Source organism: Desulfuromonas thiophila (assembly GCF_900101955.1).
GTDB lineage: Bacteria > Desulfobacterota > Desulfuromonadia > Desulfuromonadales > Desulfuromonadaceae > Pseudodesulfuromonas > Pseudodesulfuromonas thiophila.
On record NZ_FNAQ01000001.1, the window covers coordinates 13,062 to 36,515 of the forward strand.

Sequence of the window (23,454 nt, forward strand, 5' to 3'; positions counted from 1 at the left end):
TTCCCGGAGAAGATCGCCCATGGACTCTGTGCAGCACCGTTTTGTCGCTCTGTCCCAGTCGCTGCAGGAACGCATCATCGGCCAGCCGCGGCTGGTGGAACGCCTGCTCATCGCCTTGCTGGCCGATGGTCATCTGCTGGTCGAGGGTGCGCCCGGCCTGGCCAAGACCCGCGCCATCCGCCTGCTCGGTGCCGCCGTGCAGGGCCGCTTTCACCGCATTCAGTTTACCCCCGATCTGCTGCCGGCCGACCTGACCGGCAGCGATGTCTTCCGGCCGCAGGACGGCAGCTTCGTCTTCCAGCCCGGCCCGCTGTTCAACAACCTGATCCTGGCCGACGAGATCAATCGGGCGCCGGCCAAGGTGCAGGCCGCCCTGCTCGAAGCCATGGCCGAACGGCAGATCAGCGTTGGTCAGACCAGTTACCGGCTGGCCGATCCCTTTCTGGTGATGGCGACCCAGAATCCCATCGAGCAGGAAGGCACCTATCCGCTGCCCGAAGCCCAGCTTGACCGTTTTTTGCTGCATGTGGTCATCGACTATCCCGATGCCGCCGCCGAACGGCGCATTCTGCAGCTGGCGCGGCAGGAGGCCGCCAGCGCCACCGCCCTGCCCGTGGGCAAGGTGCTGGCGCCCCTGCAGGCCGAGGAATTGCGCCAGGCGCGCGGCCAGGTGTTGCAGGTGCATCTGGCCGAGGCGCTGGAGGAATATCTGGTGCAGCTGGTGCTGGCCACGCGCGATCCGGCACCCTGGGGCGAGGATCTGGCCAGCGCCATCGACTATGGTGCCAGCCCGCGTGCCACCATTGCGCTCGATCGCTGCAGCCGGGCGCGGGCCTGGCTGGCCGGCCGCGATTTTGTCACGCCCGACGATATCCAGAGTCTGGCGCCCGATGTGCTGCGTCACCGTATTCTGCTGCGCTACGAGGCCGAGGCGCGCGGTCTGCGCCCCGATGCGCTGATTGCCCGTCTGCTTGAACGTCTGCCGGTGCCCTGATTATGACCAGCGCAGCCCCGTCAAGCCCGGTTCGTATTCAGCTGGAGGAACTGCTGGCCCTTGGGGTCGATCTGCCGGCTTGGCGCGCCCCTCAGGGGCCGGCACGGCAAGCCGGCGATGGCAGCCGGCCGACACGCTGGCGCGGCCGTGGCATGGATTTCGCCGAGGTACGGCCCTATCAGGCGGGCGATGAGATCCGTAACCTCGACTGGCGCGTCACCGCCCGGCGCGGCCGACCGCACACCAAACTGTTTCATGAGGAACGGGAACGGCCGTTGCTGGTGGCGGTCGACTACCGCCGGCCGATGTTCTTTGCCACCCGGGGATGCTACAAGGCGGTGCAGGCGGCCCGCCTGGCAGCCCTGCTGGGCTGGAATGCCCTGCGGCGGGGCGACCGTTTTGGCCTGGCGCTGTTTTCCGATGACGCTGCCGTTGAGCTGCGCCCCCGCCGTGGCCGCTCCGCCGTGCTGCAGGCCTTGCGCCTGCTGGCCGAAGATCCGGCCTGGCAGCGGCCGGCCCATCAGCCGTTCGTGCCCGCCCATCGGCTGGAGCAGCAGCTGGCCCGCCTGCATCAGGTGGTGCGACCCGGTAGTCAGCTGGTGCTGCTCACCGACGGCAACCAGTGGGATAGCGCTGTCGAACAGCAGCTGGCGCAGCTGCGGCGTCATGCCGATCTGGCGGTGTTGCTGTGTTACGACCCCTTCGAACGGCAGCTGCCCGTGACCCTGCCGGCCCAGGCCCGCCTGACGCTGAGCGACGGCCACGCCCGCCTGGCGTTGACCGCGGCCGAGCTGCAGCGCCAGCTGCAGCAGCCCTTTGCCGTTCGCTGGCAGCGCCTGGCCAGCTTCTGCCAGGATCGCGCTGCCCTGTTTCTGCCCTGCGCCACCAACGAGGATGCCGGCACCTGGCTGGCGGCCCGGCCGCAGCTGTGGCGAGGCCGGCCATGAGCTCTGCCCTGGCGACAGCACTGCCGCTGCAGGATATCCAGCTGCCGCCGGCGCCTGGCTGGTGGCCGCCGGCGCCCGGCTGGTGGCTGCTGCTGACCCTGATTCTCCTGGCGGCGCTGCTGGCCTTGGTTCACTGGCGGCGGGGCCGTTACCGCCGCGCGGCCTTGCGCCAACTGGCCCGGCTGCAGGCGCGGGCCGCCGCGGGCAGCGAACTGGCGGCCTTGTCGCGGCTGCTGCGGCAGGCGGCGCTGCGGTCTTTTCCCACCAGCGCCTGTGCCGGTCTGCAGGGCGAGGCCTGGCTGGCCTTCCTCGACCAGAGCCTGCCGCGTCGCTGGCGGGAGCGCGGTTTTCGTGGCGGAATCGGCCGCTGTCTGGCCTTGGGGCCCTATCAGCCGGGCGCGGCCCTGTCGGCGGTCGAGCGCCAGGAACTCTATGCCCTGTGTCGGCGCTGGCTGCGGACTTTGCCCGCCGTGCCACGGCGCGGCGCCGGCCGGAGGCGGCCATGATGCAGTTGGCCTGGCTGTGGGCACTGGCCCTGTTGCCGCTGCCGCTGGTACTGCGCCGCCGTCCGCCGCTGCAGCCGGCGCTCTGGTTGCCGGTGCTGCCGGCGGGTGCGTCCGCCAGAGACGGTTTCCGCACTTGCTGGCGCCGCTGGCGGACGCTGTTGGCGGCCCTGAGCTGGCTGCTGCTGGTGCTGGCCTGTGCTCGACCCCAATGGCTGGGCGCGGCCGTGCCCCTGCCGCTGGCCGGCCGCGACCTGCTGCTGGCGGTGGACCTGTCGGGCAGCATGGAAACGCCTGACTTTGTTCTCAACGGCCGGCGTGTTGCCCGCCTGACCGCTCTCAAGGCCGTGGCCGGCGCCTTCATCGCCGGGCGCCAGGGCGACCGGTTGGGGCTGATCCTGTTTGGAGACGAAGCCCATCTGCAGGCGCCGTTGACCTTCGACCGCACCACGGTGCGGCAGCTGCTCGACGAGGCCGTCATCGGCCTGGCCGGCGAACGGACCGCCATCGGCGATGCCATCGGACTGGCCGTCAAGCGGCTGCGGCGGGCTGGCGGGCCGGCTTCGGCCGATCCGTCAGCGGCGGGCCAGGCCGTTCCGGTACTGGTGCTGTTTACCGACGGTGTCAATACCGCCGGTCAGCTCGATCCGCTGGCGACGGCGCGGCTGGCGGCCCGCCAGGGTGTCCGCATCTATTGCGTCGGCATTGGCGCCGAGCACTCCGACCCGGTCGGGCTGCTGTTGCGCCGTCGTCTCCAGCCGACGGCCGAGATGGATGAAGAGCTGCTGCGCGCCTTGGCCGGGGCCACCGGCGGCCGCTATTTTCGCGCCCGCGACAGCCTGGAGCTGGCCGGTATCATGGCTGAACTTGACCGACTGGAGCCGGTCGAGAGCGACCAGCGGCCGCTGCGGCCGGTGACGGAACTCTACGTCTGGCCGCTGGCCGGCGCGCTGCTGTGCGTCTTGCCGCTGCTGTTGCGGAGGGAACAGGCATGAATGGCGCCACCCTGCTCGATGCCCTGCGTCAGTTTCATTGGTTGCGGCCCGCCTGGCTGTTGCTGCTGCCCCTGGCCCTGCTGTGGCTGTGGCGCTGGCGTCGCGGCAGCGCTCTGACCCTGTGGCAGCGGCTGTGCGATGACGCCCTGTTGCCCCATGCGCTGGTGGGGCCGCAGGCGGCTGGCCGCCGCGAACGGCCGTGGCTGCTGTTGGCCTTGTTGTTGCTGGTGCTGACCCTGGCGGGGCCGAGCTGGCGGCGCCAGCCGGTTCCGCTCTACCGCGACAACAGCGCCCTGGTGGTGCTGCTTGATCTGTCGCCCTCGATGCTGGCCGCTGATCTGCCTCCCAACCGGCTGGTGCAGGCCCGCCTGAAACTGACCGAACTGTTGCGCCAGCGCCACGAGGGCCAGACCGCCCTGGTGGTGTTCGCGGCCGACGCCTTTTCCGTGGTGCCTCTGACCGAGGACGTGCGCACCATCGAACTGCTGTTGCCCAGCCTGACGCCGGCCCTGCTGCCGCGACCCGGTAGCGCGCCGCAGCGGGCGCTGGAATTGGGCCTTGAACTGTTGCAGCAGGCCGGTAGCGAGCGGGCTGATCTGCTGCTGGTGACCGACGAGGACCAGCCGCAAATTGCCCTGGAGATGGCGCGGACCCTGCGCCGGCAGGGCCATCGGCTGCATGTGCTGGCCGTTGGCACCACCGCTGGCGCACCGGTGCCGGCAACGGACGGTGGTTTTGTGCGCCAGGCCGATGGCGCCCTGCTGCTGGCGCGGCCCGACCACGCGGCGCTGCAGGCTTTGGCTGCGGCCGGTGGTGGCCGGTGCCTGCCGCTGCAGTTGGTTTCCGGCGCGACGGATCTGGCCTTTCTCCAGCCCGATGGGGTAGCGACCGCCGCCCAGGCCACGCCGGAACAGACGGTCCTGTGGCGCGATGAAGGCATCTGGCTGCTGTGGCCGCTAACGCTGGTGCTGCTGCTGTGCTGGCGCCGTGGCCTGCTGTGGCTGCTGCCGCTGCTGTTGTGGCCGGCCGGCGCCCAGGCGCTCGACTGGAACGGTCTGTGGCAGGCTGGTGATCAGCGCGCGGCCCGAGCCTTTGCCGCCGGCGACTATGCGACCGCCGCCGAGACCTTTGCCGACTGGCGCTGGCGCGGCGCCAGTCTTTACCGCCAGCAGCGCTATGCCGAGGCGGCCCAGGTCTGGCAGGCCGCCGAAACAGCCACCGACTGGTACAACCTGGCCAATGCCCTGGCCCACAGCGGCCAGCTGGCCCAGGCGCTGACCGCCTACGATCAGGCGCTGGCGCGACAGCCCGATTTCGCCGCCGCGCGGGATAACCGCCAGCTGGTGGAACAGGCTCTGCGCGACCAGCAGAATCAGCAGAATCAGCAGAATCAGCAGAATCAGCAGAATCAGCAGAATCAGCAGAATCAGCAGAATCAGCAGAATCCGGCGGACTCGGCGGACTCGGCGGACTCGGCGGACTCGGCGGACTCGGCGGACGCGGCGGACGCGGCGGACGCGGCGGAAGCGGCGGAAGCGGCGGAAGCGGCGGAAGCGGCGGAAGCGGCGGAAGCGGCGGAAGCGGCGGAAGCGGCGGAAGCGGCGGAAGCGGCGCAGGAGGAACAGGACTGGCAACGTTTGCGCCGGCTTAATGACGATCCGGCTGTGCTGTTACGGCGCAAGTTCCTGCACCAGTACCGCCATCAGGCCAGGTCGGGAGAGGAGAAGGCATGGTGAATAGTCGATGGTTTCTATCGCTTTTTCTGATCCTTTGGCTGTTGCCGGTCTGTGTCTGGGCGACAGCGGTGTCGCCGCTGCCGCTGTCGGCATCGCGCACCGTTCTGAGTTTGGGCGAGTCCCTCACTCTGCGGCTGGAACTGGACGCGGATGAGGCTGAGGCCCTTGATCTGCGGCCGCTGGAGCGCGATTTCACCCTGGGTGGGCGCCGGCAGTCGACGGAGATGCGGCTGGAAAACGGTCAGCTGTCGCGGCGCCAGCGCCTCGAACTGCAGTTGTGGCCCAAACGGGCCGGCCTGCTGGAGATTCCCGCCCTGTGTCAGGGGAAACGCTGCAGCGCGGCGCTGCCGATCGAGGTAAGCGAGCAGCCCCAGGAAAACAGCGCGGCCGAGGTGCTGCTTGAGGTGGAGCCGCTGCCGGCGCAGGTGCCGCAGCAGGCCCAGCTGCTTTACCGTGTGCGCCTGCTCAGTCGGGTGCCGCTGTTGCAGGCCCGCCTGAGCGAACCGCAGCCCGAGGGGGTTGAGTGCCGGCTGGTGCCGCTGGGTGATGAGCGGCGTTTTGAACTGCAGCGCGAGGGCTGGCGTTATGAGGTGATCGAGCGCGGTTATGCCCTGTTCCCCCAGCAGGCCGGACTTCTGCGGTTACCGCCATTGGTGCTCGAAGCACAGGTGGCTGGGGCGGAACCGACGGCCATTGATCCGCTTGATCCCTTTGCCGGCCTGACGGCGGCCCGGCCCGGTCGCCTGCTGCGGCGACAAACGCCAGCGCTGCAGGTCGAGGTAACGGCGCCTGTGGCCGGGCCGGGTTCCTGGCTGCCGGCGCAGGGGGTGCGGCTGGAGGATGACTGGCAGCAGGCGGCGCCGCTGTTGCGGGTGGGCGAACCGGCCAGCCGTACGCTGGTGTTGCGCGTGGCCGGGTTGCCCGCTGACCAGCTGCCGGAGTTGCTGTTGGGCGAGATGCCCGGTACCCGGCTCTATGCCGATCAGCCGCAGCGCAGCGAACTGGCCGGGCCGCAGGGGCTCAGTGCGGTGCTGGAGCAGCAGCTGGCGCTGGTACCAACGGTGGCCGGCCCGCTGGTGGTGCCGGAAATTCGCCTGCCCTGGTGGGATGTGGCAACGCAGCAGTGGCGCGAGGCGGTGGTGCCGGCGTTGTCGTTAACGGTGGCGCCCGCGGCGGAACCGACGGCGACCTTGGCCGCGCCGCCGCCAGAAGCGTCGAAAGGCGTCAGCGGGCCGACAGCCGCAGCGGTGGAAGACGCTGCTCCGGCGCCGCCACAGATTGTGGAGCCGGCCACGGATCAGGCGGCTAGGCAGACGGCAGCGATGGCTGCTGCCGCGTCGCCTACAACGGTGACGGCGGCGCAGATGCACCTGTGGCGCATGTTGGCGCTGTTCTGCGCTGCCGGCTGGCTGCTGACGCTGGTGATGGTTGTGCTGCGCCGCCGCAGGGGTGCTCGGCCGCAACCGGCCGCTGTGGCCGAGCAGACCCGGCCGGCCCTGCTGCGTCAGCAGGTGCTGACCGCCGCCCGCCGCAATGATGCCCGGGCCAGTCGTCAGGCGCTGCAACGCTGGGCGCAAAGCCTGTTTCCGACCGGCCCGGCGCCGCTGGAGCGGCTGCTGGAGGAAGGCTCGGCGGCATTGCGGCAGGCCAGCGCCGAGCTGGATCGCGCCCTGTATGCCCCGTCGGCCACCGACTGGGAGGGGCAGGCGCTGCTCAATGCCGTGCGTGACTGGCAGGCGCCGGCAGCCGAGCGACCCCAGCACGAGCTGCTGCCGCCGCTGTATCCGCCCAGGCCGGCGTCGCCGCCAAGTCCTCGGCGATGAACCAGCGGCCGCTGCTGCCAGACCCTTGCCGCTGCTTTCTGGCCATTGCGCTGCCGACCGCCGTGCGCGCACAGATCGCGGCGGCCACTTCCGGCTGGTGTCAGACTGCGGCGCTGCCACCGGCGCGCATCCGCTGGATCGCGCCGGCCAATCTCCATCTGACCCTGCATTTTCTGGGGCAGCTGGCGGCAGAGCAGCGTGACCGACTGGTGGCCGCCTGCCAGGCGCGACTCGCTGCCCAGGCGCCGTTCAGTCTGCAGCTGCAGGGTTGCGGCGCCTTTCCCGCGCCGCGCCAGGCGCGCATTCTGTGGCTGGGCGTGGGCGATGGCCATGCCCTGCTGACCGACCTTCATGGCACTCTGACCGCCGCCCTGGCTGAACAGGGCCTGGCGCCGGAACCTCGGCCCTTTGTGCCGCATGTCAGCTTGGCGCGCCTGCGCCAGCCGCTGGATCTTGAGCGCGACTTGCCGGACTTTCTGGCCCAGGGTTTCCGTGCGTCCCCCTTCCGGGTGGAGGCGCTGGTGCTGTATCGCAGCATTCCGCAGCCCGGCGGTGTCCGCTATCAGCCGCTGGCTTGGCTGCCCTGCGCCGGTGGCACAGCATCCTGAACGGCTTGCGTTACCGGCCTCAGCGGCCGAACACCTGCTGCAGCAGGCTGGTGGTGCGGGCTGCCGGATTGGCGCGGATGGCCTGTTCCTGCTGGCCCAGCACGGTAAACAGGCCCGCCAGCCCCTTTTCCACCACATAATCCTCCAGGTTCAGTGACGGTTTTTTGGCCAGCGGCAGGGCGTTATAGCTTTGCAGCAGCTGGTTGTACTGCTGGTAAACGCCGACCTGGCTCATCTGGTTCTGTACAATGGGTTTGAACCGCTCGCGCAGGCTGTTCGAGGTGGTGGCACGGAAGTAATCCGTCGCTGCCGTGTCGCCGCCCCGCAGAATGCCAAGCGCGTCGGGCAGCGTCATCTGGCTGACGGCCTCCACCAGCACTGGCTTGGCCTCGGCCGCCGCCTGCTCGGCGGCGCGGTTCATGCCGACCTCCAGGGCATCCACCTGGCCACTCAGGCCAACGGCCCGCAGGGCGCGCGCCATGGTGTCGAGCTTGCCCGGCAGCGGAATGTGAATCTGCGGATTGTCGAGAAAACCGCCCTGGGCCGAGGTGGCCGCCACGGCCCGCTCGGCACCGACCCGCAAGGCCTCCTTCAGGCCGGCTGCGGCCGTGCCGGCATCGATACTGCTGCCGGCCGGGGCAACCGCCTGCTGGCCCAGCCCACCGGCCAGGCTGGAAAGACCACGCAGCAGGTTGCCAGCGGTGCTGTTCTGATCACTCAGGGCGGGGCTGGCGCTCAGCAGGCTGGCGGTGGCCAGCAATGCCGCAAAAGATGTCAGCAGGGCAGTCGGTTTCATGGCGGATCTCCTGAAAAGGGGGTAGAGGGTTCCCTGGTGGAACCCGGTTGTCTGGCAGTATAGCCGACGGATGCGCTGCTGTCGCCGCAACGGGTTTAGCCGCTTTTCTCTGCTGACAACCTGCCGCCTTCCTGTAGACTCAGATTTCCTGTTGTCAATTTATCTCTTTTGGGTTGGGAGGTTTCCTGATGAGCGAATCTGCCGAGGGCCGTATCCGTCTGGGGATCAGTTCCTGTCTGCTGGGCAACCGGGTGCGTTACGATGGCGGCCACAAGCTGGATACCTATCTGCGCGATGTGCTGGGCACCTATGTTGATTATGTGGCGGTTTGCCCCGAGGTGGAGGTGGGCCTGCCGATACCGCGCGAAGCCCTGCGGCTGGTGGCCCGCCCGGATGGCGAGGTGCGGCTGGTATTTTCGCGCAGCGGTGGGGACATCACCGAACCGATGCGCGACTGGGCGCGGCGGCGGGTGGCGGAACTGGAACAGGAGCAGCTCGACGGTTTCATCTTCAAAGCCAAGTCGCCCAGCAGCGGCATGGAGCGGGTAAAGCTCTACGATGGCAGCGGCATGCCGCGCAAGCAGGGCGTTGGTCTGTTTGCCGGCATCTTCATGGAGCATTTTCCGCTGCTGCCGGTGGAGGAGGACGGCCGTCTCAACGATGCCGGCCTGCGGGAAAACTTCATCGCTAGTATCTTCACCCTGCAGCGCCTGCGTCACAGCCTGGCGCAGCAGCCCGGCCTGGGCACCCTGGTGGCGTTTCACAGTCGTCACAAGCTGTTGCTGTTGTCGCGCAGTCCGCAGCTTTATCGTGAGCTGGGCCGGCTGGTGGCGACGGCCGCCAGCGCGCCCTTCGAAGACGCCTTTGCCCGCTATCGTGTGCTGCTGCTCAAGGCGCTCAAGACCCGGCCGACGGTAAAAAAGCACATCAACGTGCTGCAGCATATTCTGGGCTATTTCAAGCAGTACCTCAGCGCCGACGAAAAGCAGGAGGCGCTGGAACTGATCGAGCAGTATCGCGCCGGGCTGGTGCCGCTGATCGTGCCGGTGACGCTGCTCAACCATTTTGTGCGCAAGTACGATAACGCCTATCTGCGCCAGCAGGTTTACCTGCAGCCGCATCCGCGCGAACTGAAGCTGCTCAACCACGTGTGATGGCGGCGCGTCCTTCCCTTTCGCCCGGCCGGCAAGGGGAATGTGACAGCGGTCACTGGCGTCGGCGGCGTTCTCGGTTATACTCGCACATCAGCTGCCGTGGCGGCGCACGAAGGGCGTGTCGCTGCGGATTTTCGCCCGCATTCTCCAAGGAGGACCGCTATGCCCGATTTTGGCAATCCTTTTCACGTGCTCAAGCAGGACCGCCTGCTGACCCACGCCGAGCTGGTGCGCGCCATCCGCTTCATGGTGGCGGCCGAGTACGAAGCCATCCAGCTCTATCAGCAGCTGGCCGAATCGACCGACAATGTGCTGGCCCAGCAGGTGCTCAACGATATCGCCGACGAGGAAAAGGTTCATGCCGGCGAGTTTTTGCGCCTGCTCAAGGAACTCGACCCGGCCGAGGAGGGCTTCTACCAGCAGGGCGCCCAAGAGGTGGAGGAGGAGTTTCTCGGCGCGGCGCCGGCCGCTGGCGCGGCGGCAACGGCAAGCGGTGGAGCCGGTGCCGGTCTGGGGATCGGCAGTCTCAAGAAATAAGGCGTTGCTAAAACACCTGACGCCGCAAGGCCAGGTGTGTCGCTATCAGGCAATAATTTCCGAAAGGAGTGATCATCATGGACTTACTGCGCAGAGAACTGGCGCCCATCAGCCCGCAGGGCTGGGCCGAAATCGATGCCCTGGCGCGCGAAACCCTGGTCGCCAGCCTGTCGGGCCGCAAGTTTGTCGATGTCGCCGGCCCCTTTGGCATCGGCCACGCCTGCGTCACCCTCGGCCGCCTGGCCGTCGGCAAGGATCAGCGCGTAGGCAATGTCGGCTACGGTATCCATCAGGTGCAGCCGCTGGTGGAGGCGCGGGTCAACTTCAGCCTGCAGACCTGGGAATTGGACAATATCGAACGCGGCGCGCGCGATATCCAGCTTGATGCGCTGGTGGCGGCCTGTCGCGAGATTGCCCTGTTCGAGGAACGGGCGCTGTACGAGGGTTTCGCGCCGGCCGGCATTGTCGGATTGCAAGCCGCCGTGCAGGCCGATGCCCTGCCGCTGCAGCTTGACATGGATGCGCTGGTCGATGCCGTGTCGGAAGGTCAGGCGCGCATGCTCAAGGAGGGTGTCGAGGGCGCCGCCAATCTGGTGGTGTCGCCGGCCATCTGGAAATTTCTCGCCCGCAGCGCACCGGGCGGCACCCTGCGCGCCATTGTCGAACAGCAGATCGGCGGCAAGGTAATCTATTCCGAATGCGTGCGCGACGCGCTGCTGGTGGCCAGCCGCGGCGGCGATCTGGAGCTGACCGTCGGCCAGGATCTGGCCATCGGCTATCACAGCCACAGCGCCAGTGAGATTCAGCTGTTTGTTACCGAGTCCTTCACCTTCCGGCTGGTGGCGCCGGAAGCCGTGGTCGGCTTCGCCCTGGCCTGATCTGCCGGCCCTGCCGCGTAAAAAGCCCCGTCAACCCTGCTGTTGACGGGGCTTTTTTAACTTTAAATTTTGCTGAATTTCAGCTAATAGACGTTAGAAACATTTACGGATTGATGGGCTGAGGCTCGGGGTGACATGTGGTGGTCAGGGCGTGAAATACAGGTCTTTATAAAACGGGGCCGTGATTGATGGCGGTCTCGCAATTGGCTGATTTTTTAAGGTAAAAACCGTATAGTGGTTATTTCTAGAGAGATTTATACAGCTTCGGCTTTCTTTGCCGGAGGTTTTATACAGAACTGTCTATTTGTTGTTATATGAAATAAAAGGAACAAACATGAAAAAACAGATATTATTTATATTAATAATTTTACTCCTATTATCAGGATGTGCGAGCAACCAGCTTTCTCTCAGGCATGATGTCGCATTGTCTTTTGACTCAGAACGTATCGCTTATGATGTGGTCGGCAAAGGAAAAACCGCGCTGATTTTTATTCACGGCTGGAGTTGTGACGGACGTTACTGGCAGAAACAAATTCCTGTATTCGCAAAAGAGTATCAAGTGATCACAGTTGATTTGGCTGGTCATGGACATTCTTCACTAGATAGATCTGAGTTTTCAATTTTGTCTTTCGCCAACGATGTGAAAGCAGTTATTGATAAAGAAAATATTAATAGAGCTATTTTGATCGGGCATTCAATGGGAGGCGGTGTAATTGCAGAAGCGGCCAGATTAATGCCACAAAAAGTAGTTGGGATTGTAGGAATTGATACCTTACAAAATGTCGCGGAGCGCACCCCTCAAAATGTAATTGATGAAATGGTAAAACCCTTTGAAGCTGATTTCAAAAGAGCCGCACAGAATTTTGTTGCACCAATGTTTCCGAAAGGCACTGATCAACAATTGATGAATTGGGTAAAAGAAGATATGTCTTCTGCCCCAAAGGAAGTTGCTTTAAGTGCCTTTCGCAACTATCTAGGTCAGTATGTAAACGGAGAGGCTGCCATTGTATTTAAAGATATCACTATTCCTGTGGTCTCCATAAATGCAAGATTATGGCCGACAGCACCTGAAGAAAACAAAAAGCATATAAAAAACTATCAACTTTTTTATATTGAAGAAACAGGTCACTTTCCAATGCTGGAAAAGCCAGAAGAATTTAATATGCTGTTACAAAAAGCCCTTAACTCCATAGAATCAAAAAGTAATAAAAACATATAACCAATAAATTCAGCAGACACAAAAAGCCGCGCCGCTGATTTAATCGTTAGAAGCTTGAGAAAAAGCAGGAGAACCTTTCGTAATGCCACTATTTGAGATGTCTGGGGAAAGTCTTGTTCCTGTGGAGCAAGCGAACTTTGCTCTGGAGAAGGATCTACAGACCCTTATTGAGAGGAATCTTGCAGCGGTGTTTAACTGCCGTTTTGTTGCTTCAGAGTTCTCAACGGGTGCATTGCATGCCGGGCGCATAGATAGCCTGGCCTTGTCCGAGGACAACAATCCCGTAATCATTGAATACAAGAAAGTCGAATCTTCCGAGCTTATAAACCAGAGCCTTTTCTATCTGCACTGGATTCAAGATCACAAGGGTGATTTTGAAATAGCCGTTCAGCGGGCGCTCGGAAACAGCGTTGAGGTCGATTGGTCCAATGTTCGAGTTATCTGCATTGCACCGAACTATAAGAAATACGATCTACATGCGGTTCAAGTGATGGGAGCGAATATAGAGCTATGGAAGTACCGCCTGTTCAAGAACGGTTTCATTTATCTTGAAGAGGTGTTCCAGGCAACGAAGGTCACCGCATCGTCGTCTTCTGTCGATGGAGGGAAAAACCCGGTCATGGTGGAGGCTGGGAAAAAGGCAGCTCAGGTACGCGCTACAGCCACTTATGAATTCAATGAACACCTTGAGGGTAAGCCTGCACACATCCAGTCACTTATGCACTGCATTCGGGAATTCATTGTTGGGCTCGACCCGGCTATCGATGAAGTGCCAAAGAAATTCTACGTTGCTTACAAAATTTCTCAGAATATCGTTTGCATGGAACCGAAGAGTCGAAACATTAAGCTGTTTGTAAAACTCAGTGCTGCCGATGTTGAGTCACCACCGAAGTTCTATCGTGACGTTACGGAAATCGGGCACTATGGCACGGGCGATACTGAATTCACGATTTCGTCGGAGCAAGATTTTGAACTGATTAAGCCATACATTGAAACGGCGTACAACAAGGTTGGCGGGTAACGCTTCTGGCACGGCGCTCCAGCCGACCGGTTACCCGCTGTGCTCGATTGCCGCCGCTTACCCCGGCCGTTAAGCCCCCTTTCATCCCTTCAGCGGCTTCTCGCCGGTGCACCAGATCAGGCATCAGCGGCTTGCCAGGGCTGGCCGTAGCGGCCGGCGAAGAGGAAATCGCTGGTGGGGCGGCGCGGCCGGCGCTGCTGGTCACGCTGCCACAGTTCGGCGCTGGCGGCGTCTTCCTGGTCGCCGGTGTAGCCGATGGCCAGCACGGCGACGGGGCGCACGGTTTCCGGCACGGCAAAGGTCGCGGCGGCGGCTGCCGGATCGAAGCCGGACATGGGGTGCACCTGCAGGCCACGGGCGCCGGCCTCGATCTGCAGGTTGCCGGTCGCCAGACCCAGATCGTGGGCTGCTGTCGGGTTGGGTTTGCCGTTGGCGCTGAACTGGCGCTGGCACAGGCACAGCACCAGAACCGGCGCCCGGCCCGCCCATTCCTGATTGCCCGGCACCAGGCAGGCGAGCAGCTGGGCGAAGGCCTCGCTGCCGCGCTCGGTCAGCAGGTAGCGCCAGGGCTGTTCGTTGTAGGCCGACGGCGCCCAGCGAGCCGCCTCGAACAGGGCCGCCAGGTCGGCGCCGGCGACGGGCCGGGGCGCGAAGACATAGGGGCTGAAGCGGGAGCGCAGGAGCGGATGCAGGGGGGTGGCGGCCGGTGCCAGCAGATCGGCGGCCAACACCGGCTGATCGGCCAGGGAGGTTTCATAGCGCAGGGCGGCCAACAGGCCCTGCTCGCGTTCCGGCCCGACCAGCGGATAGCAGCGGATCAGCGCGTCCGGCACGCTGCGCGGCCGACCGCTGGCGGTTTCGACAAAGACCCAGTCGGTCTGGGCCTGGGCCAGCAGCATGCCGTCGGGGCAGCGCACGAAGCGGTACTTACGCAGCGAGCGCACCTTGCGCAGATCGCTGACCCAGGTTTGCAGTTCGATAATCTGACCCGGCAGGGCGGGCTGCAGGTATTCGATTTCGTGCCGCCGCGCCACCCAGGTGCAACCCAGCGGTTCGAGAATGGCCAGGCCACCCTGGGCGCGGGAGTGGGCGATGGCGACCTGCTGCATCCAGCGGATGTATTCGACATTGTTGACATGGCCGTTTTCGTCGGTCATGGCGGCGGTGACGCGCAGACGCTGACGGAAGATGTCGGACATGGATTTCTCCCTTGCGAGCAGTTGATGGAAGGCGGAGCGGCAATGCGACCCCAGCCTAGCACGGCCGAACGCTGCCGGCCAGACCCTGACCGGGGCGGCTGTGCATCCGCACAGTGGCGGCAGGGGCAGTCGCCGCCGAAAAAATGCGCGGCTCACGCTGTTGGCGGCTGGCGGGCTCTGCTAGAGTCACCACCATCAACGCCTGTTGTGGCAGGCAGGCGCTGAAACCTCCTTTCTTCCTTGTTTCACGACGAAGCCGAACCGGCTGCCTCCCCGGTTCGGCTTCGTCATTTTTTTTGCCGGCCGCAGGCGCTGTCCGATCCAGCGGTAGCGGTGGGGCTGCAGCTGGCGCAGGGCTGGGCCGGCGGCAGAAACAGATCCTGCGGATGGTGGCGCACCTGCTCCCGCAGGCGGTGGTAAAGCGGCCGCAGCCGGCTCAGGCGGGTTTCGCGGGCGCGCAGGGCCACCCACAGGGCCAGGGCGAAGCTTAGCCACAGGTTGACGCCGCCGATCAGCAGCACGTTGGCAAAGGCCTGCAGCAGCACGGGCAGGCTTAACTCGGCGCTGCCGCTGACATAGCCGAGATTGGCGGCGGAAAAAGCGATGTGGCGAATATCGAGGGGCAGGCCGGCGAGCTGGCCGACAAAGGGGGTAATGCCCAGCAGCAGGCCGAAACCGAAATGGCTGGCCAGGGCGCCGCTGTTGTCGTGCAGATAGTCGGCCAGCTGCTGGCGGCGGCGCTCGTTCAGCAGGCGTGTGAGCAAGGGATGGTGGCGCAGGCGGGCGCGCAGATCGACATAGGCGGCGCGGTTGTCGAAAAAGCCGGCGATCAGGCCGGAGAGAAACAGCCAGACGCCGGCGATGGCGGCATGGAACAGGGCCAGGCCGGTGAAGGGGCGCAGCTGTTTGAGCTGGTAGGCCACCGCCTCGGTGTCGAGCAGGGGGGTGCTGCCGTACCAGGACCAGGCGCCGCCGAGCAGCAGGGCCACCAGCAGGGCGACGCCGAGGTTGCCGAGCACGGCGGCGAACTGTGAGCGGTGCACCTCGATGAGCAGATCGGCCAGGCGCGCCACGTTGGCGCGGCCGGTTTCGCCCTGTTCGATGTGCTTGGCGATGCGGGCGGCCGTCATGGCCGGCTGCTTGGTGGCGACGGTGCCGTGCAGCAGATGAATCAGCACGAAACCGCAGGCGTAATTGAGACTGACCAGCAGGGTCTGGGCCAGGGGCGGCAGTCCCAGCTTGCAGAGCTGGATCTTGGCCAGCGCCATCAGGGCGATGAGGATGCCGGCGCCGGCCGCCGAGGCCAGCATGCCAAGATATTCCAGGCGGTTGTGGCAGATATAGTGCTCGCCGTGATCGCTGCTGTTTTCGGTGACACTGCGGGCCAGCAGGCGCAGGTTGCGCTGCCACAGGCGGGCCAGGCTGTAGCGTTCGGCGCTGGCCCGCACCAGAGAGCGCAGCAAGGGCAGCAGGGCGGCCGGGGCGCCACGGTCGTCGGGGCTGTCCGGCTGCAGCAGCGCCAGCAGCTGGGCCATGCGTTCGAGGGTCTGCTCCAGTCGCTCCAGCAGATGGCCCAGGGCCAGGCTGGTCCCCTTGAGGACGGTGCGCTGGCGAAACTGGTCGAGCTGCTGGCGGCACTGGCTCAGCAGATGCTGGAGCTGGGGGAAGTCGCTGGCGCCTCCGGCCGGCAGCTGGCGCACCAGGCGGGCCACGGCGCGCTGCAGGCTGACGAAACGACTGTCACTTTCGCACAGAATGGGGTCGAGCCGCAGCAGGTCGGGCTCCATTTCCTCGGCCGCCACCCAGATGGCCAGCATTTCCAGGGCGTAAAGGGCTTCATCGCGCAGGTGCTGCCGGGCCTGCTGGTGCAGACTGGCGGGAACCTGCCGGCTCAGGCTGTGCAGCAGGCGCAGCCAGCGGTCATCATCAATTTGGCTGATCCAGTCACTGTGGCGGCCGTGGTGAAACAGCAGGGCCAGCACATCGCGCAGGCGTTGCCGGTCGAGGGGCGCCGGATTGAGCCGTTCATACAGGCGGGCGGCAAACTCGGTGGGAAAGCCGCGCCGCGAGAACAGCCCCAGGCTGACAAAGGCCGGGTACAGATGGGCGCGGCACAACCAGTGGCACAGGCGTTCGCCGAGAATCTGGGCGGCGGCCGGATCGTCTTCCAGGGCCTGCACCAGACGGTCGAAGCGGACGCGCTCGAAGCCTGGCTGATGCACCCAGTCGAGCATCTGACCGAGGCTGCCGATGGCATCGCCGCCTACCTGGTGGCGCAGGCGGTCGATCAGGGCGGTGGCGGTCGGGTCACTGACCAGGGGGCGGGACAAGGTCGTGGCCTTTGCAAAGACAGGGGAGGAGCAGGATCATGGTGCGGTTCCTTCGCTGAAGGGGTAGCGGATGGCGCGCGCTCCGTGGCAACAGTGGCGCGGCCTGAATCTAACACGGCAGCCGCTGTTCTTCCGCGATTTTCTGCCGGCGCCGGCTAGGCGCTGTCGGGAGCGCCGGCCGGCAGTGGGGGTGTCAGACCGCGCTGGCGCAGGGCCAGTTTGAAGCGCAGGCAGACATCCGAGGCGAACAGCCGCTCGTAGCGCACATCGAAGACGTAGGCCTTGACGCGGATGCGGGTGAGGAACTGCCGGTCGAAGGCATCCTCCACCAGCACCACCACCGGTTTTTTCAGGTAGACGTAGGGTGAGCAGAAGGCCGCTTCTTCCGCCAGGGTACGGAGCAGGGCGGTATCGCTGGCGGCCGGCAGGGAAAACGGAATCTCCACCAGTTCATCGAGGGCGCCGCTGTTGGCGTTGGCGACCGCCTGGCCCAGCACCAGGGCGTTGGGCAGGTTGATGGTGCTGTCGCCGAAGCTGTGCAGATGGATGGAGCGCAGTCCAATGTGGGTGACCTCGCCGTAATGGTCGCCGACGGCCACCATGTCGCCCACGCGGAAGGGGCGGTCGAGCAGAATCACCACGCCGGCGATGATGTTGCGGATGATGTCCTGCGCGCCCAGGCCCAGTGCCAGGCCGACAGACGCGCCGAGGGTCAGCAATGTGCCCGTGGGTGGCTGGAAGATGACCACCACCACAAACAGGATGGCGGCCAGCCACAGCAGCAGGCGCAGCAGCGGGTAGCTGCTGGAGATCAGCAGGCGATGGCGGCTGAAGCGGTCGGCCAGCCGTTGCAGGGCCAGCCGCAGCAGCTGGGTGAACCCCCAGGTGGCCAGCAGAAACAGCAGCGCCAGCAGCAGGCGGGTGAACGAAAAATGGCTGAGCAGGTGCTGGAGCGATTGCTGTTCCATGAGGTCTCCTCCCGATCAGTACAACAGATTCATGGCTTCAAGGGTGCTGCTGACCAGATGCTGGTAGAGCGGACTGACCCGGTGGCACGGCCCGGCGGGGCTGTCCTGCCGGTGCAGCAGGCCCAGGCTGCACAGGTGCTGCAGCTGTCGGTGGCTCTGTTCGGGCGGGCACAGAAAGATGCGCTGATGTTCGTCGCTGGTGAGGTCGCCGTGGCCGAGCACCTCGGCCAGGCACAGGCGCAGTGGCAGCGCGAGATTGCGCAGCGAGCTGCTGTCGAGCCGGCCGAGGGGAAGCAGTTCGATGCGCTGCGATTCGGCATGGAAGCGGGCCGACAGGCGCCAGTAGTACAGGGCGGCCGTCAGGTTGCTGCCGGCGGCGGCGTACAGTTCGCGGAAGAAACGGTCGCCACGCGGTTTTTGCTGGTTGTCCTCGTCGGCGGTTTCCGTTTCGGCAACAAAATGCAGCGGATAGCCGCTGATGCGCTGGCGCAGCAGCAACAGTTCGCGTAGCGGCGCCACCCCCTCAAAGCCGATGGTTAGTTGCTGGCTGAACAGCTGGCCGACACCACAGGCGGCGTCGAGGCGCTGCCAGCAGGGCCGCCGGAAGGCGACCAGCCACAGCAGATGACGGCTGGTGGCCTGCAGCACCGTGAAAAACAGCCGCGCGGCGCGGTAGCCGTCGATCACGCGCAGGGCCAGCAGGTGACTGTCTTCCACCACGACCACCGAGCGCGGCTGCTGCAGCAGAGCCTCGATCAGGCCGGTGCCATCGGCCGGACAGTTTTTCAGGCCGCAGGCGGTCGCCAGCCAGTGGAGCAGATCGGTCTCCTGCTGCAGCCGGCGCGTTGGCCGCAGGTGCAGCACGGCAGGTTCGGGCCCCAGGGCGCTGATGAAGCTGTTGAGCAGCGAGCTGCTGCCGCCGCCCTGCGGGCCAATGAGGGCGACGCTGGCCGCCCGCCCATCCTGCCAGCGTTGCCAGGCCTCGTCGAGCTGCGCCAGTTCCGCCTGACGTCCGATGAGCAGTTCGCGGTCGGGCAGGGCCTGCAGATCGAACAGATGGCGGTACAGCGGCGGCAGGCTGTCGCCCTGGCGCAGAATCTCGTCCAGCGCCGGCAGATCGCTGCGCTGCAGCAGCTTTTCCGGCGGCGGCGCGGGGTGGCGGCGCTGCTGCTGCCAGCGGGACAGCTGTGCCTGTGGCCAGGCAATCAGCCATTGGTACAGCCGGGGCTGTAACTGCTGCCACAGGGCGGTGGCCCGGGCGAGTTCGCCCTGGTCGCCGGTCGGTGCTGTGGCCTCGGCGGCGGCCGGCGCGGCGGGTTGCTGGCCGAGGGTTGCGAGGGCGGCGCGCGTCTTCAGCAGGCGTTCTTTGGTGCTGTCCAGGGCGCTGAGCAGCAATTCACGGCGTTGTTCCAGCGCGGTTTCCGCCGGCTGGTCCTCGTCCGCCGCCGGCGCGGCCAGCTGAAAACACAGCCGCAGGGCCAGCCGGCTGTCGTCAAGCTGCTGATGCAGCGGTTCGAGCTGGTCACGCAGCGCCTGGCGCATGGCGCCGGCTGCCGGTTCCTCTGCCGGCAGTTGTTGGGGCAGGGCTTCAAGCTGCTGCAACAGCTCGGGCCACAGCCGGCGCAGCAGCAGGTGCCGCTGGGCGCTGCGCTGCTGCTCCAGGGCGGCCAGGTCAGGGGCGGCCGCCAGGGCCGCATGGCTGGCCGCCAGGGCCTGCTGCAGCGGTTGCAGGGCGGTATCAAGCTGGGCCAGCAGTTGCTGCCCTACGGCTGGCGGCAGACGGATCGGTTCGGTATCGGTCATGCGGATAGTCCTTGCTCCGGGGCGAAAGGGCTGGCATGGTAACGCCGCCCGTTCCCGGCGCATAGCGGAGTGGGGCGGTTCAGGGCGCGCGGCAACGGGCCGTCTGCTCTGGTTTTCTTTATCGGGGCGCGGGTTGCGCCCGCAGTTCAGGGAGATCGGAAAAACTCATGTTGCGTTCACTGTGGTTTTGCCTGCTGGGAGGCGGGCTGTTGCTGGCGGGGCCGGTCTGCGCGGCTGAAACGGCCGAACCCCACGCCCCCCTGTTTGCCAACCTCACCAATCAGACCGAGCTGTCCTATGTCCGCACTCGCGGCAACAGTGAGGTCACCACCTTTTCCATCAAAAACAAGCTGGGTTACCAGTTCAGTGAGCGTCTCAGCGGTCTGTGGAAGTTCGAGGCGCTCAACGGCGACAGCGAGGGCGTACGCAACGCCGAATCCTACTTTACCGAATTGAGGGGCGATTACCAGCTGGGACCGCGCCGTTTCACCTATGGCAGCCTCAGCTGGTTCAAGGACCGTTTCGCCGACATCGACCTGCGGCTGATCAGCGGTGTCGGTTACGGTTACCGCCTGATCGACAGCCCGCCCCATCTGCTGGTGGCCGAGGCCGGTCTCACCCATACCCTGGAACAGACGCCGGATGACGACAGCAGCGAGATTGGCGCCCGTCTCTATGCCCGCTACGAATACCGCATCAGCGATGACAGCCTGTTCAGTCAGGACTTCGAATATCTGGCCGAACTGACCGATCTCAACTCCCACCGGGTCAATACCGAAACGGCCCTGACCACCGCCATCAACAGCTTTCTGGCCCTCAAGACCAGCTATGTGATGCGTTACGACAGCGATCCACCCCGCCGCAAGGAGGATACCGATACCATTCTGGGGGTTTCCCTGGTGGTCAAATTCTGATGGTGGGCGGTTTTCACTGAATTTTCCACCAACCGCGCAGTTTTCGGGCTGCGCGGTTTTTTTACGTCCCGCGCCTTGACAGTAGGGAATAGTTGCGATACTTTCCTTTTCAAGAATATTTCCTATCTGGGAGTTTCCATGGAAAAGCTGCCTCTGGCCGAGCAGATGGCCCAATTCGAACAGCGCTGTCGCGCCCTGGCGCTGCGCATGACACCCCAGCGGCTGGAGATTTTTCGTCTGCTGGCCGGCGAGGCGGGCCACCCAACGGCCGAACAGCTGCATCAGCGGCTGCTGGCGCAGATGCCGACCCTGTCTCTCGATACGGTTTATCGCACCCTGGCAACGCTGGTGACCCACGGCCTGGTGCGACGGGTGGTGACGGCGGAAAGTCAGGCGCGCTTCGAGGTGGCGCTGTCGGAGCATCATCACCTGATTTGCCGGCGCTGCCACAAAATCGTCGATTGCTGCTGGCCGCAGCTCGATTCAGCCGCCCTGCCGTTGCCCGCCGACTGGGGCCGGCTCGACTGCTGCACCCTCACCGGCTATGGCCTGTGCCGCGCCTGTCAGCAGGCCGAAACGCCGGCGGTGGCGCCGCCGGAGGCGCTGAAACCGCCCTGATCCTGTTCCCCCGCGGGGCCATCCCCGTTTCGTTCCCCTTGCACAAGGAGAATCCCTCGATGAGCAAAAAACTGACCACCAATGGCGGGGCGCCCGTCGCCCACAACAACCACTCTCTTACCGCCGGACCGCGCGGTCCGATGCTGCTGCAGGATGTCTGGTTTCTGGAAAAACTGGCCAGTTTTGATCGCGAGGTCATTCCCGAACGGCGCATGCACGCCAAGGGCTCCGGTGCCTTTGGCACCTTCACCGTGACGCATGATATCAGCCGCTACAGCCGGGCGAAAATCTTTGCCGAGGTGGGCAAGAAAACCGAGCTGTTCGTGCGCTTTTCCACCGTGGCCGGCGAGCGTGGCGCCGCCGATGCCGAACGCGATATCCGCGGTTTTGCCATGAAGTTCTATACCGAGGAGGGCAACTGGGATCTGGTCGGCAACAACACGCCGGTGTTTTTTCTGAAAGACCCGAAGAAGTTTCCCGACCTCAATCATGTGGTCAAGCGCGACCCGCGCACCAACCTGCGCAGCGCCAAGAACAACTGGGATTTCTGGACGCTGCTGCCCGAGGCGCTGCATCAGGTGACCATCACCATGAGCGAACGCGGTATTCCGCGTTCCTATCGCCACATGAACGGCTACGGCAGCCATACCTACAGTCTGATCAGCGCCGACAACCAGCGTTACTGGGTCAAGTTTCACTTCAAGACGCTGCAGGGCATCGCATGCCTGACGGATGCCGAGGCCGAGGCCGTTATCGGCAAGTGCCGTGAAAGCAACCAGCGCGACCTGTACGACAGCATCGAGCGGGGCGATTTCCCGCGCTGGCAGATGCAGATTCAGGTGGTGCCGGAAGCCGAGGCGGCCAACTTCCCGTTCAACCCCTTCGATCTGACCAAGGTGTGGCCGCATGGCGACTATCCGCTGCAGGATGTCGGCATTCTGGAGCTCAACCGCAACCCCGACAACTACTTTGCCGAGGTTGAGCAGGCTGCCTTCAATCCGGCCAACATTGTGCCGGGGATCGGCTTCTCGCCCGACAAGATGCTGCAGGGCCGGCTGTTTTCCTATGGCGATGCCCAGCGCTATCGCCTGGGGGTCAACCATCACCTGATTCCGGTCAACCAGCCACGCTGCCCGTTCCATAGCTACCATCGTGACGGGGCCATGCGGGTGGACGGCAATCACGGCAGCACCCTGGGCTACGAGCCCAACAGCTACGGCGAATGGCAGGAGCAGCCGGATTTCAGTGAGCCGCCGTTGCAGCTGGAGGGCGCGGCCGCCCATTACAGTCACTATGACGACAGCGACGACCATTACAGCCAGCCGGGCAATCTGTTCCGGCTGATGACTCCGGCCCAGCGCGAGGCCCTGTTCGGCAACACCGCCCGCGCCATGGGCGACGCGCCGCGCGAGATCAAGGTGCGGCACGCGCGCAACTGTTACCGGGCCGATCCGGCCTATGGCGCCGGCGTCGCCGCCGCCATGGATATCGACTTGACCGAACTTAGCGATTGATTTTTCTTATCCGATCGGAGCCCCCGCGGGGGCTCCGGCAACCTCAAGCCTCAGGCATGGCGCCTGATTTATTGTTCATTCCAACCAGGAGGGAAGTACCGATGTCCAAATCCGTCAAAGGCACCCAGACCGAACAGAACCTGCTCAAATCCTTCGCCGGCGAAAGCCAGGCCCGCATGCGCTACACCTACTACGCCAGCATTGCCAAGAAGGAAGGCTATGTGCAGATTGCCGATATCTTTGAGGAAACGGCCAATCAGGAGAAGGAACACGCCAAGCGTTTCTTCAAGTTTCTCGAAGGCGGCATGCTGGAGATCACCGCCAGCTACCCGGCCGGCAGGATGGGCACCACCATTGAGAACCTGCAGGAATCGGCCGAGGGTGAGCACGAAGAGCACACCGATCTGTACCCGGCCTTCGCCTCGGTGGCCCAGCACGAGGGTTTCCCTGAAATCGCCGCCGCCTGGCGCGCCATTTCGGTGTCGGAAAAGCAGCATGAAAAGCGCTTCCGCGAACTGCTGGCCAATGTCGAGAGTGGCCGTGTGTTCAAGCGCGACACGCCGGTGGTGTGGCGCTGCCGCAACTGCGGTTATCTGCACGAGGGTACCGAGGCGCCCAAACTGTGCGCCGCCTGTATTCATCCGCAGGCCCACTTCGAGCTGCTGGGCGAAAACTGGTGAGTTTTCAGCCTGTTGCGATCAGGATGCCAAGTGCAACATTGCCGGGTTGAGGTGATCTGAACGCTGCGGTTTTTCATGGCAGCAGCTAATCTGTTCCATAACCGTTTTCATCTTGATCTTAAACAGCATCAACAATGGCCTCCCATGCAACGGGAGGCCATTGTTGTGTGAAAGACAGCCGGCGGGAGAAAAATCCTATTCAGGGCCTTTTTAGAGC

At 64.6% G+C, this 23,454-nt stretch carries 21 protein-coding genes; 16 read left to right on the top strand and 5 right to left on the bottom strand.

What is annotated here, in order from left to right:
- Positions 1-19: 19 nt before the first annotated feature.
- The 7 genes from BLR80_RS13280 to thpR are packed head-to-tail and all read left to right on the top strand — an operon-like array spanning position 20 to position 7,606.
- A complete protein-coding gene (locus BLR80_RS13280) occupies positions 20-994 on the top strand; it encodes an AAA family ATPase (protein ID WP_092075181.1) in 975 nt (324 codons plus the stop codon).
- A gap of 2 nt (positions 995-996) precedes the next feature.
- Positions 997-1,941 (top strand): DUF58 domain-containing protein, encoded by a 945-nt coding sequence (locus tag BLR80_RS00070; protein ID WP_092075182.1) that lies wholly within the window; start codon positions 997-999, stop codon positions 1,939-1,941.
- Entirely contained in the window at positions 1,938-2,447 is a 510-nt protein-coding gene (locus tag BLR80_RS00075; RefSeq protein WP_092075183.1) for a DUF4381 domain-containing protein, read from the top strand. Before BLR80_RS00070 ends, BLR80_RS00075 begins: the two co-directional genes overlap by 4 nt.
- On the top strand, positions 2,381-3,439 hold the full coding sequence (locus BLR80_RS00080; RefSeq protein WP_245691257.1) for a VWA domain-containing protein: 1,059 nt from the start codon (positions 2,381-2,383) through the stop codon (positions 3,437-3,439). Before BLR80_RS00075 ends, BLR80_RS00080 begins: the two co-directional genes overlap by 67 nt.
- Positions 3,436-5,175, top strand: coding sequence for a VWA domain-containing protein (locus BLR80_RS13285; protein ID WP_092075184.1), 1,740 nt, complete (start codon positions 3,436-3,438; stop codon positions 5,173-5,175). Before BLR80_RS00080 ends, BLR80_RS13285 begins: the two co-directional genes overlap by 4 nt.
- Positions 5,169-6,998, top strand: a complete 1,830-nt coding sequence (locus tag BLR80_RS00090; protein ID WP_092075185.1) for a BatD family protein — start codon at positions 5,169-5,171, stop codon at positions 6,996-6,998. Before BLR80_RS13285 ends, BLR80_RS00090 begins: the two co-directional genes overlap by 7 nt.
- Positions 6,995-7,606 (top strand): RNA 2',3'-cyclic phosphodiesterase, encoded by a 612-nt coding sequence (gene thpR / locus BLR80_RS00095; RefSeq protein WP_092075186.1) that lies wholly within the window; start codon positions 6,995-6,997, stop codon positions 7,604-7,606. The genes BLR80_RS00090 and thpR overlap by 4 nt, the downstream gene beginning before the upstream one ends.
- Positions 7,607-7,625: 19 nt before the next feature.
- On the opposite strand, the gene BLR80_RS00100 is transcribed toward thpR, so the two are convergent.
- On the bottom strand, positions 7,626-8,402 hold the full coding sequence (locus BLR80_RS00100; RefSeq protein ID WP_092075187.1) for a DUF4197 domain-containing protein: 777 nt from the start codon (positions 8,400-8,402) through the stop codon (positions 7,626-7,628).
- Between the two features lie 188 nt (positions 8,403-8,590).
- On the opposite strand from BLR80_RS00100, the gene BLR80_RS00105 reads away from it, so the two are divergent.
- The 5 genes from BLR80_RS00105 (at position 8,591) to BLR80_RS00125 (ending at position 13,211) form a co-directional block, all read left to right on the top strand.
- A complete protein-coding gene (locus tag BLR80_RS00105) occupies positions 8,591-9,556 on the top strand; it encodes a YbgA family protein (RefSeq protein ID WP_092075188.1) in 966 nt (321 codons plus the stop codon).
- Between the two features lie 162 nt (positions 9,557-9,718).
- A complete protein-coding gene (locus BLR80_RS00110) occupies positions 9,719-10,093 on the top strand; it encodes a ferritin family protein (protein WP_092075189.1) in 375 nt (124 codons plus the stop codon).
- Positions 10,094-10,170: 77 nt separating this feature from the next.
- Complete coding sequence (locus tag BLR80_RS00115) at positions 10,171-10,971, top strand: family 1 encapsulin nanocompartment shell protein (RefSeq protein ID WP_092075190.1); 801 nt, start codon at positions 10,171-10,173, stop codon at positions 10,969-10,971.
- Between the two features lie 334 nt (positions 10,972-11,305).
- Positions 11,306-12,190, top strand: a complete 885-nt coding sequence (locus BLR80_RS00120) for an alpha/beta fold hydrolase (RefSeq protein WP_092075191.1) — start codon at positions 11,306-11,308, stop codon at positions 12,188-12,190.
- Between the two features lie 82 nt (positions 12,191-12,272).
- The gene (locus tag BLR80_RS00125) at positions 12,273-13,211 is read left to right on the top strand and encodes a DUF5655 domain-containing protein (RefSeq protein WP_092075192.1); all 939 of its coding nucleotides are present in this window, start codon (positions 12,273-12,275) and stop codon (positions 13,209-13,211) included.
- A gap of 116 nt (positions 13,212-13,327) precedes the next feature.
- Here BLR80_RS00125 and BLR80_RS00130 read toward each other — a convergent pair whose 3' ends face one another.
- From BLR80_RS00130 to BLR80_RS00145, 4 genes are all read right to left on the bottom strand, one after another.
- Positions 13,328-14,410 carry a nitroreductase family protein gene (locus tag BLR80_RS00130; protein WP_216095149.1) on the bottom strand — a complete coding sequence of 361 codons (1,083 nt, stop codon included), beginning with the start codon at positions 14,408-14,410 and terminating at the stop codon, positions 13,328-13,330.
- A 287-nt stretch (positions 14,411-14,697) separates the two neighbouring features.
- Entirely contained in the window at positions 14,698-16,740 is a 2,043-nt protein-coding gene (locus tag BLR80_RS00135) for a site-specific recombinase (RefSeq protein ID WP_216095150.1), read from the bottom strand.
- 155 nt (positions 16,741-16,895) lie between these two features.
- Positions 16,896-17,708 (bottom strand): mechanosensitive ion channel family protein, encoded by an 813-nt coding sequence (locus BLR80_RS00140; protein ID WP_092075193.1) that lies wholly within the window; start codon positions 17,706-17,708, stop codon positions 16,896-16,898.
- 15 nt (positions 17,709-17,723) lie between these two features.
- Positions 17,724-19,511: an ATP-binding protein gene (locus BLR80_RS00145; protein WP_092075194.1), complete on the bottom strand. Its 1,788-nt coding sequence runs from the start codon at positions 19,509-19,511 to the stop codon at positions 17,724-17,726.
- Between the two features lie 167 nt (positions 19,512-19,678).
- Here BLR80_RS00145 and BLR80_RS00150 point away from each other — a divergent pair, with 167 nt between their 5' ends.
- The 4 genes from BLR80_RS00150 (at position 19,679) to rbr (ending at position 23,237) form a co-directional block, all read left to right on the top strand.
- Positions 19,679-20,425, top strand: a complete 747-nt coding sequence (locus tag BLR80_RS00150; RefSeq protein WP_092075195.1) for a DUF481 domain-containing protein — start codon at positions 19,679-19,681, stop codon at positions 20,423-20,425.
- Positions 20,426-20,563: 138 nt separating this feature from the next.
- Positions 20,564-21,043: a Fur family transcriptional regulator gene (locus BLR80_RS00155; RefSeq protein WP_092075196.1), complete on the top strand. Its 480-nt coding sequence runs from the start codon at positions 20,564-20,566 to the stop codon at positions 21,041-21,043.
- Positions 21,044-21,102: 59 nt separating this feature from the next.
- Positions 21,103-22,557: a catalase gene (locus BLR80_RS00160; protein WP_092075197.1), complete on the top strand. Its 1,455-nt coding sequence runs from the start codon at positions 21,103-21,105 to the stop codon at positions 22,555-22,557.
- Between the two features lie 101 nt (positions 22,558-22,658).
- Positions 22,659-23,237, top strand: a complete 579-nt coding sequence (gene rbr / locus BLR80_RS00165; protein WP_092075198.1) for a rubrerythrin — start codon at positions 22,659-22,661, stop codon at positions 23,235-23,237.
- Positions 23,238-23,454: the final 217 nt, after the last annotated feature.

What these genes read in the sequence shown, in the direction of transcription:
- BLR80_RS13280 (WP_092075181.1), top strand. Translation starts at nt 20, where the DNA reads ATGGACTCTGTGCAGCACCGTTTTGTCGCTCTGTCCCAGTCGCTGCAG.
- BLR80_RS00070 (WP_092075182.1), top strand. Translation starts at nt 997, where the DNA reads ATGACCAGCGCAGCCCCGTCAAGCCCGGTTCGTATTCAGCTGGAGGAA.
- BLR80_RS00075 (WP_092075183.1), top strand. Translation starts at nt 1,938, where the DNA reads ATGAGCTCTGCCCTGGCGACAGCACTGCCGCTGCAGGATATCCAGCTG.
- BLR80_RS13285 (WP_092075184.1), top strand. Translation starts at nt 3,436, where the DNA reads ATGAATGGCGCCACCCTGCTCGATGCCCTGCGTCAGTTTCATTGGTTG.
- BLR80_RS00090 (WP_092075185.1), top strand. Translation starts at nt 5,169, where the DNA reads ATGGTGAATAGTCGATGGTTTCTATCGCTTTTTCTGATCCTTTGGCTG.
- thpR (WP_092075186.1), top strand. Translation starts at nt 6,995, where the DNA reads ATGAACCAGCGGCCGCTGCTGCCAGACCCTTGCCGCTGCTTTCTGGCC.
- BLR80_RS00100 (WP_092075187.1), bottom strand. Translation starts at nt 8,402, where the DNA reads ATGAAACCGACTGCCCTGCTGACATCTTTTGCGGCATTGCTGGCCACC.
- BLR80_RS00105 (WP_092075188.1), top strand. Translation starts at nt 8,591, where the DNA reads ATGAGCGAATCTGCCGAGGGCCGTATCCGTCTGGGGATCAGTTCCTGT.
- BLR80_RS00110 (WP_092075189.1), top strand. Translation starts at nt 9,719, where the DNA reads ATGCCCGATTTTGGCAATCCTTTTCACGTGCTCAAGCAGGACCGCCTG.
- BLR80_RS00115 (WP_092075190.1), top strand. Translation starts at nt 10,171, where the DNA reads ATGGACTTACTGCGCAGAGAACTGGCGCCCATCAGCCCGCAGGGCTGG.
- BLR80_RS00120 (WP_092075191.1), top strand. Translation starts at nt 11,306, where the DNA reads ATGAAAAAACAGATATTATTTATATTAATAATTTTACTCCTATTATCA.
- BLR80_RS00125 (WP_092075192.1), top strand. Translation starts at nt 12,273, where the DNA reads ATGCCACTATTTGAGATGTCTGGGGAAAGTCTTGTTCCTGTGGAGCAA.
- BLR80_RS00130 (WP_216095149.1), bottom strand. Translation starts at nt 14,410, where the DNA reads ATGTCCGACATCTTCCGTCAGCGTCTGCGCGTCACCGCCGCCATGACC.
- BLR80_RS00140 (WP_092075193.1), bottom strand. Translation starts at nt 17,708, where the DNA reads ATGGAACAGCAATCGCTCCAGCACCTGCTCAGCCATTTTTCGTTCACC.
- BLR80_RS00145 (WP_092075194.1), bottom strand. Translation starts at nt 19,511, where the DNA reads ATGACCGATACCGAACCGATCCGTCTGCCGCCAGCCGTAGGGCAGCAA.
- BLR80_RS00150 (WP_092075195.1), top strand. Translation starts at nt 19,679, where the DNA reads ATGTTGCGTTCACTGTGGTTTTGCCTGCTGGGAGGCGGGCTGTTGCTG.
- BLR80_RS00155 (WP_092075196.1), top strand. Translation starts at nt 20,564, where the DNA reads ATGGAAAAGCTGCCTCTGGCCGAGCAGATGGCCCAATTCGAACAGCGC.
- BLR80_RS00160 (WP_092075197.1), top strand. Translation starts at nt 21,103, where the DNA reads ATGAGCAAAAAACTGACCACCAATGGCGGGGCGCCCGTCGCCCACAAC.
- rbr (WP_092075198.1), top strand. Translation starts at nt 22,659, where the DNA reads ATGTCCAAATCCGTCAAAGGCACCCAGACCGAACAGAACCTGCTCAAA.